The following is a 12805-nucleotide window of genomic DNA, read 5'->3' as shown; positions in this document are numbered from 1 at the left end:
TTAAACTAAAGAGCTCTGTCATTAGGCAAAGTTCATGACAAAAAGAAACGACAGAAAACTCTTTTTAGTCAATAAAAATGTACGCAAGCTCTTAACTATTCACGGCGTCGGAAAGCCTCTGATTCTCATCATTTAACAGCGTTTGAGAGGCTAAACGAGCTTGAAATGAGTTTCCGACCATAATTGCATCATAAATTGCACGGTGCTCATTAAGGCAGAACCTCCCTCCTTCAACTGACTTGTCAATAAACACCTTAAATATGGTCGAAAGTATATTGCTGAAGGGAACGTAGAATTGATTATCGGTACAAAGGAATATCGTTTGATGAAACAAATGATCGTTAGCAATCCACTCATCATAATCGTGACATCGTGCTGCCATCGTCATTCTTTGAAATACAATTGACAACAGCTTTCTTTGCTCAGCATTGGCATTTTGGGCTGCCAGCGCACACGCCTCTGGTTCTATGGCTTTACGCAATCCTAAAAACTGAGATAGAAACGGCTTAGTATCTTCTAAATCTTGGATCCACTCTAAGAGTTGAGGATCAAGAAAATGCCAATAGTTTCTTGGTAGTACCGTAGTTCCAACTTTTGGTTTAGAGATAATTAAGCCTTTAGCAGACAGCAACTTCGTCGACTCTCGTAGTGCTGTCCGACTAACACCAAACAACTTACACAGTTCTATTTCACTCGGGAGCTTCTCATTTTGACTTAATTCTCCTGACAATATTTTGCGAGAAATCTGTCTTGCTACTTGTACATGTATCTTGTGATTTGAATTCCCGAGAAGTGAAAACTCTGCCATCTATATTCCTCATTGCCAGCAGCCTAAACGACTTGTTTAGCTAATAATTAGAAAAGGCCAAATGAAACACGCTTTGAAGGCGGAGACTTTCTGTGTAAATGTAAAGCACTGTTATTTAGCGTCTAAAATCTAACGATCTTATGAATATGATTTTTACTCGCGAGGTATATTGGCCAAACTCAATATTGAATGGTCGAGTAGTAACATCATGCACACCGATCTTTAGTATATAATAATACAATATCACTTTATTTAACAAGAAACCTGACCTTCTATTCAAATTGTGTGCTGTGTATTGAAAATCAGTGAGTACAATAAGTAGGCGCGACTAGAGTTAACTAACATATTGAGCTAACAAATAAATAAGGAATGATGTAAGAATCGGTGGCCTCATCTGTTATACGCTAAGTATCATAATCATGAAGGCTTCATAAAGCAGTCGGAGATTCAAAATGGATTTGTGAAGACAACTGTTATTACGTAAACATCTTCTTGGTGAGCTACACTTTGGATGATATAGTCCAAGCTTAAATAATACAATTTTAACGATAAGTGATTTTATGTCTGGTGAATTTCATTCTATCTCCGGTTCCAAGCGCAGCTTACATGTACAAGTAGCTCGCGAAATTGCTCGTAGCATTTTGTCAGGCAAGATCCCTCAAGGGTCCATTCTTCCAGGAGAAATGTCCCTGTGTGAACAGTTTGGTATCAGTCGCACAGCTTTGCGTGAAGCCGTAAAACTTTTAACATCAAAAGGTTTACTCGAGTCACGTCCAAAAGTTGGTACTCGAGTCATCAACCGAGCGTACTGGAACTTTTTAGACCCACAATTAATTGAATGGATGGACGGTCTAACAGAGATAGATCAGTTCTGTCATCAATTTTTGGGGTTACGACGCGCGATAGAGCCTGAAGCTTGTGCACTCGCAGCGAAAAATGCCACTGCGGAACAGCGAATTCAGCTATCAGAAGCATTCCAAGATATGTTGGAAGTCGCTAAAGCAGACGAACTGGACAAAGCGCGTTGGATGGATGTAGATATTCGTTTCCATAGCATTATTTTTAACTCAACCGGAAACGACTTTTTCTTACCGTTTGGGCATGTTCTGACTACAATGTTCATTAACTTTATTGCACACTCATCTGAGGAAGGCAATACGTGCATCGAAGAACATCGTGAGATTTATGAAGCAATAATGGCAGGCAATGCTGAAAAAGCACGTCAAGCTTCGGCTAACCACTTGTTGGAGTCAAAACATCGCTTACCCGAAGCCAGTTAAGCTTGGGCTTGGGCGATCTAATAACTAGGCAAAAGCACGCATCTCGCGTGCTTTTTTAATTTCGTTTCCTCCAATTCTTTATGGCACACCATCAATATTTTGATATATAGTAATACAAATGTATTTTGAGAATGTTGTGTTATGACCGACTCGCTACTGCCAAATATCATACAGTTTATCAGCCAGATTGATCCGTTTGACAAGGTACCTAAAGGTGCACTTCGCGAGCTTGCTTCATCTGTTAAGATCACTTATTTAAGCAAGGGGGATGTTGTTGATCAGTATTCTTCTAAGAACGAAAAGTCACTTTATATTATTAGAACTGGCTCTATCGAACAGCGTAAATCTGATGGCATATTGAGAGCTAAACTTGGTCCGGAAGATTTGTTTGGCTTCACTTTTCTTGGTAACGAAGTCGAAAGCGGAAAAGAATACAAAGCAATTGCAATCGAAAATTCATTAGTTTATGTAATTCCAAATGCTGCGCTGAAAAAGTTGTGCACTTCTCATCCTGAATGTGCTGAACATTTTGCATCACAAGCTCAGGTACGGCTAAAGTCAGCATTAGATGTCGTGTGGTCTAACAAAGAAAAAGGGTTGTTTATTCGGCGTGTAGAGGAAGTTGCTAGTGGTCGAGTTGCAATTGTAACCGCTGAGCAATCCATTCAGTCAGTCGCCAACGAGATGATCGATAAGTGCTCTCCCTGCGCTGTCGTTTATCGTGATAATAAAATAGTTGGACTGATTACCGACCGAGATATGACAAAGCGAGTCATCGCCAAAGGATTAAGCATCTCAACACCAGTCGTCGAAGTCATGTCGCCTGATCCTAAAACAATTCATCCTGACGATTTAGTTCTGCACGCAGCCTCCATTATGATGCAGCACAACATAAGAAACTTACCCTTAGTCAGAGACAATAACGTCGTTGGCGTTTTGACCACAACGCACTTGGTTCAAAACCATCGAGTCCAAGCTATATTTTTAATTGAAAAGATCAAATATGCTGGCAGTGTCAAAGCGTTGTCTAGTTTTACGTCCGAGCGCCAAGCTATTTTTGAAGCATTAGTCGAAGGACGGGTTTCACCAGAAATCATTGGTAAAGTGATGACCATGATTATGGATGCGTACACTCGTAGGTTAATACAAATAGCCATTGATAAGTTGGGAACACCTCCCTGTGACTTCTCTTGGATTGTGGCAGGCTCTCATGCTCGCCAAGAAGTACATATGCTGTCAGATCAAGATAGCGCCATCGTATTAGATGATTCGGCAACAGATAACGACCGTATCTACTTCAAACATTTAGCAATGATAGTAAGTAATGGCCTGAATAAATGTAACTATCCATTGTGTCCAGGGAAGTTTATGGCAGCGACCCCTAAATGGTGCCAGCCTCTCTCTGTTTGGAAAAAGTACTATAAGAAATGGGTGGCAAATCCTGAATACGAGCGCCTCCTCAATATCAGTGTCTTTTTAGAAATCCGAACCGTTTATGGAAACAAAGACTTTGAACAGATACTTCGCGATGAGCTTCACTCTAACATCAACGCTAATAGAGAATTCCTTACGATGTTAGTTAACGATGCGGTGAAAACAAACCCACCGCTAGGAATATTCAATAGCCTAGTATTACAAAAATCGGGAGAGAACAAGAAAACGCTCGACGTAAAAAAATACGCGATTAATCTAATCATTGATCTTGCAAGGATTTATGGTCTGGCAGTTGAATGTGACCTCACTGCAACTGATGAGCGTTTTAAAGCAGCTAACGAAAAAGGACTGCTCAGCCATGACGCGTACAAAAATATAATCAACGCATATCAATTCATCTTGTCGTTTCGATTTGCCCATCAATTAGAAGCATTAAAAAGTGGAGATGAGCCAAATAACCACATTGACCCCAATACGTTCGGTAGTTTTGAACGTCAACATTTAAAAGACGCGTTCCGCATCATTGCAGATCTACAAGAAGTCGCCAAACTCCGTTTTGGGAGCCGATAATGAAGCGCTTACTTGAGTACTTTCATCCATTGACACGAAAAAATCGTCAGAGACAAAAGCACTGTAAAAAGAAGCACATCCCTCTTTATCTTAAAAAGCTGCTTCGCTCGCCAAATCTGGACGTAAATCAACGAGCTTTTGACACTGAGTTCATCGTTCTAGATCTTGAAACAACTGGCTTAGACAGTGAGGAAGAAGTCATTCTTTCCATGGGCTGGGTAGAGATTCGACAAGGCCATATTGACTTAGCAACAAGCCAACACCTTTATGTACATAGCGACTCAAAAATTAAGCCCGAAACCATAGTTGTTAACCATATTACCCAACAAATGCTGACTGATGGAATCTCTATTCATGAAGCAATGCGGACATTCTTTAAAGCAGCAGAAAACAAAGTTATTGTTGCGCACGGATGTATAGTCGAAACTAGCTTTATTAATCAATATTTACAGCGAGTTTTCAACATAAAAGAGTTGCCGCTCATTTGGATAGACACCTTGCGAATAGAAAAAAGGTTACAAAGAGCGATCAATGCTTCCGATGAATCAGATGTGACTCTAGCAGCGACAAGGGAACGTTACGGGTTACCCGCTTACAACGGCCATAATGCACTTGCAGATGCAATTGCAACTGCAGAGTTACTATTAGTTCAACAAACCCGTATCGCACCTCAGACAAAAGCGACAGTCGGGCCCCTTTATCGGCTTAGCCTGTAATCATCCAGATCACAGGCCTATTTGCTAAACATGTTCTCTGTCACAATTTGGTATTATCAGTATTTACCTTAATTAATAATACAATATCATTAATGGGGCGACGTTAGCAAAATGCAGCGAATAGCCATTGTCACTTGCCAACATCAGAGCGAGTGTAAACTGATTAGTTGCTCCATATCATAACTACATTTTAGAGAGCTTAGCATTGCATGTGCGCAATGATTGTCGAAGATCTAGCAGCGTTACATAAACAACCGAATTCAGGTGATGTCCCCTCGAACGTCATCTGTAGTGGTTAGTAATCATGTAAAGCCGCTGTTGCGAACTTCAGCCGACAGCTCGCGGTACTAGTACCGTTTGGCCCATGCAGTACAGGCTTGCATGGGCTTTTTTTTAACAATCCTACATCAATCGATGTTAAATCCCTCTGCCAGATATGCATAAATCCGCGTCCATTCTTATTAGAGGACTTAAGATTCTTTATAAGTATATTCATAGAACCCATACCTAAACTCTACACTTTTAGCAGCTTCAGAGAAAAGCAATATCTGACACCGATCACTTGTATGATTAATTAAAGGGTTTATTACGCCTTACCGGTCACGATTTTGAGTTATTGTACTACAAATAAGAGGGGCGAACGTTACTATTACTTAGGACAATAAACTACTTCAAAGGTCTAAAGATGGAACTCAATACTCTCATTGTGGGCATCTATTTTCTATTCTTAATCGCAATAGGTTGGATGTTCAGAACTTTTACTAGTACTACAAGCGACTACTTCCGAGGTGGCGGCAACATGCTTTGGTGGATGGTTGGAGCAACGGCGTTTATGACTCAATTCTCTGCTTGGACATTTACTGGCGCCGCTGGTAAAGCCTACAATGATGGTTTTGCTGTCGCTATTATTTTCCTTGCAAACGCGTTTGGTTACTTCATGAACTTCGCTTACTTTGCACCGAAATTTCGTCAGTTACGCGTCGTAACTGTCATAGAAGCCATTCGTATGCGTTTTGGTACAACAAACGAACAAGTATTTACTTGGTCTTCGATGCCAAACAGTGTTGTCTCTGCAGGTGTATGGCTTAACGCCCTCGCTATTATAGCTTCAGGTATTTTTGGTTTTGATATGACAGCAACCATCTGGATTACCGGTTTAGTTGTACTTGCGATGTCGGTAACTGGCGGCTCTTGGGCGGTTATCGCCTCCGATTTCATGCAAATGGTCATCATCATGGCGGTAACGATCACATGTGCAGCCGTTGCTATTGTTCAAGGTGGTGGCGTTACTGAAATTATCTCTAACTTCCCAGTCGCAGAAAGTGGGAGCTTTGTTGCAGGTAACAACCTGAACTACTTAAGCATCTTTAGTATTTGGGCGTTCTTTATCTTCGTTAAGCAGTTCTCTATTACAAACAATATGTTGAACTCTTACCGTTACCTAGCTGCAAAAGACTCTAAAAATGCAAAAAAAGCAGCTTTGCTAGCATGTGTATTGATGCTGGGTGGAGTTTTCATTTGGTTCATGCCTTCTTGGTATATTGCAGGCCAAGGTGTTGATTTAGCGGCAGCTTATCCAGATGCTGGTAACAAAGCAGGCGACTTCGCGTACCTATACTTCGTTCAAGAATACATGCCAGCAGGTATGGTTGGACTTCTGGTCGCTGCAATGTTTGCTGCTACGATGTCCTCTATGGACTCTGGTCTTAACCGCAATTCAGGTATTTTCGTAAAGAACTTTTATGAACCGATCGTTCGTAAAGGCCAAGCATCAGAGAAAGAGCTAGTCGCAGTTTCTAAAGCAACATCGGCGGTATTTGGCGTTGCAATTATTCTAATCGCGCAGTTTATAAACTCTCTAAAAGGTCTGAGTCTATTCGACACTATGATGTACGTTGGTGCGCTCATCGGGTTCCCAATGACAATTCCAGCGTTTTTAGGCTTCTTTATCAAGAAAACTCCAGACTGGGCCGGTTGGGGAACTCTAGTCGTGGGTGGCATCGTTTCCTACCTTGTTGGGTTTGTTATCACAGCTGATATGGTGTCATCGGCGTTTGGCCTTGAGGAGTTGACTAGCCGAGAATGGTCTGATGTGAAAGTAGCAATAGGTCTAATCGGACACATGACGCTAACTGGTGGCTTCTTCATGTTGTCGACTCTATTCTACAAGCCTCTAACTGACAAACGCCAAGCAGATGTCGATAAGTTCTTTGAAAACCTATCAACGCCTCTTGTAGCGGAATCAGTGGCACAGAGAAAACTCGATAACAAGCAACGTCAAATGCTGGGTAAACTTATCGCGGTCGCAGGTATAGGTGTCATGTTTATGGCTCTGCTACCTAACCCAGTATGGGGGCGCTTAGTGTTTATTCTATGTGGTGCCATCGTCGGAGGTGTTGGTCTACTACTTGTAAAAGCTGTGGATTCAAGCGCTGAACAAGCCTCTGAACCTGTGACAGAAAGTTAAATCTCTTATTCTAATAAACGCGGCTATTCTTTGGCCGCGTTTTTTAATTCTAAGTTCCCAGTACGAACACTTCACCCTTTTACGAAGACATATCATCTTGTCTAGGGTTATCGAATTGCAGCTTTATTTTGTCATTCGATAAGGCTAAACCAGAACGTGATAATCTGATCGAGTTAAAAGTGCAGCCTACCTTGCTTAAGTAAACGCCCCAAAAATACCTGATGAAGTAAAGATCTCGGCTCGTATACTTTGTTGCCACTTCGTGATTTAGACTCGCTAGTCCTTTACATCACTACCTGGTCTACAAGCCAAACTATTCCCGCTGAACAAACCATCTCGGGATTACTTAGGTACACTATTTTCTCTTTTTGCAGATGGCACAACAACCGCTACCAATAAAGCTAACAGCAGGAACACAGGGCTAAGCATTAATCCATGCCAGATTGAATACCCATCATGGAACAGCCAGAATATACCAAGCGTCAGTAGGTACGAAAAGTAGCTGCAAAACACCAAGCTAATCGCGACAAAGCGCTTTTGATTAATAATAAGAATCCGCACTAGATACTGGCTAAGAATACCGGAGCAGCGCATGGCAAGTTGCCAATTAATGATAAAGAAAGCAAGCGCAATAAACCCAGCTACGACCAGTGCATCATGCGTACTTAAAATGAAGTAGCTACCAAATCGGCTTATGATGATCGGATAATCGCCTTCGTATATCGTTGACCAAGATATTGCGTTCGCTGCTGCTACGTAATTGGCAAAATAAGCAATGGCGTAGAAAGTCGTTTGAGAACTGAACGGCTGAAATACGTCTGTACAAAACCCTCGCCATTCTTCTTTGTTGGCGGTAGGCCCAACCCAGTCACGTTTTTTTTGAGCGGTACGCCCGGCAAACGCAGGCTCGTTGCGAAACAACAGCCAAAATATATAGAGTGCAAGTATAACCAAGAGTATCGAAAACATACCCTTCCCCCTCATAAATTATCGGCGCCACTGCCAATGGCGTTGGGGTCGTAAACTGCACTTCCCTGCTATACCTATTTGATTTATCAAAGACTTATTATTTTATTACCACCAAAATTCATTTAATGGCATGCTAAACAGCGATATTTTCACGCTTTGTGCGTGAAGTTCGAAAGCCTACTTTTAGGTTTAGCACAAAAATAGCTACAGCAAAGCGTAAGAGAGGGATTCCGCACCCATCAATGAAGATGAGGCGTTAAGCAGAAGCTGCGACCGCAATGAGAAGAGAAGGATTCAAAGCGGTCATGCATGGGCGAGAAGGCAACTATTTCTCTAACTTTTCTTCAAATACACCAATCTCTCTGCCCAACCAAATCGCGCGTTCTGTGTGATCGAGCAACTCTTCTTCGCTTACTGGGTGAATAAGCACAGAAAAATCGCCTCGAATCGTATCAAGCCACGCCAAGAACTCTTCACTCAATGATTCTAGGTGAATTTCAAACATCGGCATTTTGTGTGGGCCAACTAACCTTCCAACTAATGGAAACACACGCAGCACATCTTGACGCTCTTGACGGATGATCTCGTTCAAGGCTTGCGCTTTATCTTGTTCTCTTAGGGGAAAATAAACATGAGCGTGGTACATAACTTCTCCATAATCACTTCCGCTTGAGCACCACCTACTTTGGATAAGCTCAAGGACTGCCGAGGGTATACATTTGTAATGCCGTCACCCTACCTTGATTCCACTCAGTTGGGAAGAAGTTATGCATTCTCATAAGGTCGAGGCTTCGAGCACAACAAAAATTTGCAATTCATCATATAGCAACTGTTTGAGTTGATTCATTAATAATGACTCACTTTGTCAAATTTTACAGCCAAATTTTGTTGCAAATATGTTTCATTAACCAGTAATTAAATTCGAGTTTAAAAATACCACCAACAAAATATCAGCATATTACTCTGCAAAATCAGGGTGTAAGCAAAACTTTACTACTGATCGAAAGTCAAAATGAAGCATAATTTAACAACTTGTTTACACTTATTGTATCTGGCTATACCACGATTTAGTTAGAGGGTTAGATACAGAAAAGCCTTTCTCTGTATCTTGCGGTGAAATAGTCGCAGCGATGTTATCGACAAATAGTTTAAGGGACGAACAGATGCCTACCGCTATCGAAAGCACACGCAACCTTAGGTATGGCCTTTGCGCTGATATCAGAGTTTGAGTACCCATACAAACTCTGGTTTTGTATGAACAGCTGCAGTCCAAAAGACCCGCAGCGTCAAAAGGAGCTTGAGATGAACGTTCAGGCATTACCCATGCATCGGTTTATCGACCATCGTGGGGACCTCGTCGGCCAACTACCCAACTGGGCTGACACTGAAACATTGGTCGGGTTTTACCGAGACATGGTATTAACTCGCACTTACGACAACAAAGCAGTTGCCTTGCAACGCACCGGTAAGCTAGGGACCTATCCCTCACACTTAGGCGCGGAAGCCATAGGCATTGCGGTCGGCAGAGCACTTAAAGCCGATGATGTGTTTGTCCCTTACTACCGCGATATGCCTGCGATGTGGTGTCGTGGCATTGGCATGGAAAAGAACCTTCAATACTGGGGTGGCGATGAGCGCGGGAGTGATTTTGCTCCTGAGGGCAGTCCGGTTCCTAGCCGAGACCTTCCCTACTGTGTACCCATAGCGACGCAATGTACGCATGCTGTCGGGGTGGCTTCCGCGCTAAAAATTCAAGGTAACCATGAAGCTGCGCTAGTCATGTGCGGCGATGGTGGTACATCCAAAGGGGACTTTCTTGAGTCAATAAACTGCGCAGGTACTTGGAATATTCCACTTGTTTTCGTCGTAAACAATAACCAGTGGGCAATTTCAGTGCCGCGTAGTCTCCAATGTGCCGCCGATTTCTTATCAGAAAAAGCGCAAGGTGCAGGTATACCGGGTATTACTGTCGATGGTAACGATGTCGTCGCCGTTTATGATGCAACTAAAACCGCCCTTGAGAGAGCAAGAAAAGGGAAAGGTGCAACACTCATCGAAGCGGTGAGTTACCGACTGAGTGACCACACTACGGCCGATGATGCGACTCGTTATCGTAAAGAAGATGATGTTCAAACTGCATGGCAATACGAACCTATCGCACGTCTTAAAACGTACCTCCTTAATCAAGGCGCTTGGAGCGACGAACAAGAACAGCAATGGCTAGATTACTGTAAAGAGCAAGTAGAGTTAGCTGTTGAACGCTATCTGAGCTTACCGCCACAAGCACCAGAAACCGGTTTCGATTATTTGTATGAATCGCTACCTCAAGAGCTTCATGCACAAAGAGATGAACTCATCAACAAGGCAATGAGAATGCAGGGAGGCAGACATGGCTGAGCTAACGTTGGTTGAAGCAGTAAACCTTGCCCTGCACCACGAAATGCAACAAGACCCCAATGTTGTCGTACTAGGTGAAGACGTGGGCGATAATGGTGGTGTATTTCGTGCCACTGTTGGACTCAAGCAAGAGTTTGGTCTTAAACGAGTCATCGATACGCCACTCGCTGAAGCCTTAATCGGCGGGGTTGCGGTCGGTATGGCAACGCAAGGATTACGACCTGTCGCCGAATTTCAGTTTCAAGGTTTCGTTTTTCCTGCGATGGAGCACTTAATGTGCCACGCGGCTCGAATGCGTAACAGAACTCGCGGTCGGCTCACTTGTCCCGCGGTTTTTCGTGCGCCATTTGGCGGCGGTATCCACGCTCCGGAACACCACTCAGAAAGCGTGGAAGCGCTATTTGCTCACACTGCTGGATTTAAAGTGGTGATTCCTTCTTCTCCACAACGCGCATACGGCTTACTTCTCGCTGCAATTAGAAGCAATGATCCCGTCATGTTCTTCGAACCGAAGCGCATATATCGCACCGTTAAATCTGAAGTCGTTGATAACGGCGAAGCACTCCCACTCGACACCTGCTTCACCTTGCGTAAGGGGCGAGATATCACGCTCGTTACTTGGGGCGCATGCGTCGTAGAGTCACTTCAGGCCGCGCAAACCTTGTCTAGTCAGGGGATTGAAGTCGAGGTGATTGATTTGGCGAGTATTAAGCCAATTGATACCGCGACGATTTTCAGCTCACTAGAAAAAACTGGACGTTTACTCGTTGTTCATGAAGCGAGTAAAACTTGTGGTGTGGGCTCTGAGCTATTAGCTCGAACCGCTGAACATGCCATGTGCTTACTTAAAGCCCCACCTAAACGAGTAACTGGAATGGACACCATTATGCCTTATTACCGTAACGAAGATTATTTCATGGTTCAGGAAGAAGACATTGTGACCGCGGCGCGCGAACTCGTGGAGGATTGGAAATGAAGACGTTTAATTTACCCGATCTCGGTGAAGGTCTCGCTGAGTCAGAAATTGTCAAATGGCACGTTAATGTCGGAGACATGGTTAAATTAGATCAAGTGATCTTAACTGTAGAGACAGCAAAAGCGACGGTAGACGTCCCTGCCCCCTATTCGGGCCGTGTGGTCAGCCGTCATGGTGAGGAAGGTGAAATCGTCAATATTGGTGCATTACTGCTAGAGATTGATGAAACAGGTGCCGGGAGAGAAGTAACGGCAGAGAAAAAAGCCACTGCTGACGCTGCAACCGTCGTCGGCAGCGTTTCTCACCAAGCGCATCATGTAAACGTTGATGATTTCTGGATTGGTGGCAACCACAACACGACAGAAAGTAACCTCGTTACCGCCCTGCCTTCGGCTCGCTTGTTGGCACAAAAACTTGGGGTAGATCTTAACCTCGTGTCAGGTAGTGGCCCGAACGGACTTATCGTAGATGCCGATATTTACGACGAAGCCGGAAAACAGCGTCCAGGCACCGAAGTTTTGAAAGGCGCTCGACGTACCATGGTATCGTCTATGACCGAGTCGCACGAACATGTTGCCGCCGTAACCATTACGGAAGAAGCGTTGTTGGAAGATTGGCTGCCAAACGAAGATATCAGTATCCGCCTTGTTCAAGCGATTGTTCATGCGTGTCAAGAAGAGCCTGCTTTAAACGCTTGGTTTGATGCCGAAACCATGACACGCTGTGTACACACAACGGTCAATGTAGGAATTGCAGTAGATAGCCGTCATGGATTGTACGTACCAGTCTTGCGCCACGCAGATGAATACGAGCCACAAGATGTTCGTCGTTGGCTCGATCAAACCGTTGAAGGGATCAGAGAGAGAAAAATCGGTCGTGAGCAATTGCAGCACGCAACGATTACGCTTTCCAACTTCGGCGCGATTGCCGGTATTTACGCAACACCTGTCGTCACACCGCCACAAGTCGCTATTGTCGGCGCGGGCCGAATACTCGACCGAGTTGTGATAAGAAATGGTCAAGCAATTTCGGTGAAAGCAATGCCGCTATCCGTAACGTTTGATCATCGCGCTTGTACTGGTGGTGAAGCTGCAAGGTTTACGAAAGTACTTGCAGAGCACCTGCAACGTCCGAGCGAAAAGTAACTTATTAAAATCAAATGATAAAGGCTTCCAGTCCGGAAGCCTT

General features: G+C 43.6%; 11 protein-coding genes. 7 read left to right on the top strand and 4 right to left on the bottom strand.

Features of this window, described 5'->3' with window-relative positions:
- Window positions 1–91: 91 nt before the first annotated feature.
- A complete protein-coding gene (locus tag R7O03_RS15815; RefSeq protein ID WP_017634231.1) occupies window positions 92–808 on the bottom strand; it encodes a FadR/GntR family transcriptional regulator in 717 nt (238 codons plus the stop codon).
- Window positions 809–1368: 560 nt separating this feature from the next.
- Here R7O03_RS15815 and R7O03_RS15810 point away from each other — a divergent pair.
- From R7O03_RS15810 to R7O03_RS15795, 4 genes are all read left to right on the top strand, one after another.
- Window positions 1369–2088, top strand: coding sequence for a FadR/GntR family transcriptional regulator (locus R7O03_RS15810; RefSeq protein ID WP_005388529.1), 720 nt, complete (start codon window positions 1369–1371; stop codon window positions 2086–2088).
- Window positions 2089–2229: 141 nt separating this feature from the next.
- Complete coding sequence (locus R7O03_RS15805; protein WP_017634232.1) at window positions 2230–4092, top strand: putative nucleotidyltransferase substrate binding domain-containing protein; 1863 nt, start codon at window positions 2230–2232, stop codon at window positions 4090–4092.
- Window positions 4092–4808, top strand: a complete 717-nt coding sequence (locus tag R7O03_RS15800; protein WP_005388533.1) for a 3'-5' exonuclease — start codon at window positions 4092–4094, stop codon at window positions 4806–4808. The genes R7O03_RS15805 and R7O03_RS15800 overlap by 1 nt, the downstream gene beginning before the upstream one ends.
- 685 nt (window positions 4809–5493) lie before the next feature.
- Window positions 5494–7275, top strand: coding sequence for a sodium:solute symporter family transporter (locus R7O03_RS15795; protein WP_031781211.1), 1782 nt, complete (start codon window positions 5494–5496; stop codon window positions 7273–7275).
- Between the two features lie 342 nt (window positions 7276–7617).
- Here the strand turns inward: R7O03_RS15795 and R7O03_RS15790 are convergent, their stop codons facing one another.
- From R7O03_RS15790 to R7O03_RS15780, 3 genes are all read right to left on the bottom strand, one after another.
- A complete protein-coding gene (locus R7O03_RS15790) occupies window positions 7618–8244 on the bottom strand; it encodes a hypothetical protein (RefSeq protein WP_054578994.1) in 627 nt (208 codons plus the stop codon).
- A 325-nt stretch (window positions 8245–8569) separates the two neighbouring features.
- Complete coding sequence (locus R7O03_RS15785) at window positions 8570–8890, bottom strand: DOPA 4,5-dioxygenase family protein (protein WP_005375836.1); 321 nt, start codon at window positions 8888–8890, stop codon at window positions 8570–8572.
- A 396-nt stretch (window positions 8891–9286) separates the two neighbouring features.
- Window positions 9287–9481, bottom strand: a complete 195-nt coding sequence (locus R7O03_RS15780) for a hypothetical protein (RefSeq protein WP_127891143.1) — start codon at window positions 9479–9481, stop codon at window positions 9287–9289.
- 65 nt (window positions 9482–9546) lie between these two features.
- Between R7O03_RS15780 and pdhA the strand changes: the two genes are divergently transcribed.
- The 3 genes from pdhA to R7O03_RS15765 are packed head-to-tail and all read left to right on the top strand — an operon-like array spanning window position 9547 to window position 12762.
- Complete coding sequence (gene pdhA / locus R7O03_RS15775) at window positions 9547–10641, top strand: pyruvate dehydrogenase (acetyl-transferring) E1 component subunit alpha (protein WP_025998586.1); 1095 nt, start codon at window positions 9547–9549, stop codon at window positions 10639–10641.
- Complete coding sequence (locus tag R7O03_RS15770) at window positions 10634–11617, top strand: alpha-ketoacid dehydrogenase subunit beta (protein ID WP_017634235.1); 984 nt, start codon at window positions 10634–10636, stop codon at window positions 11615–11617. The genes pdhA and R7O03_RS15770 overlap by 8 nt, the downstream gene beginning before the upstream one ends.
- Window positions 11614–12762, top strand: coding sequence for a dihydrolipoamide acetyltransferase family protein (locus R7O03_RS15765; RefSeq protein WP_005375831.1), 1149 nt, complete (start codon window positions 11614–11616; stop codon window positions 12760–12762). The genes R7O03_RS15770 and R7O03_RS15765 overlap by 4 nt, the downstream gene beginning before the upstream one ends.
- Window positions 12763–12805 lie beyond the last annotated feature (43 nt).

This window comes from Vibrio sp. Vb2960 (genome assembly GCF_033337665.1).
Lineage (GTDB): Bacteria > Pseudomonadota > Gammaproteobacteria > Enterobacterales > Vibrionaceae > Vibrio > Vibrio alginolyticus.
This window is presented reverse-complemented; position numbering and strand designations above follow the sequence as displayed.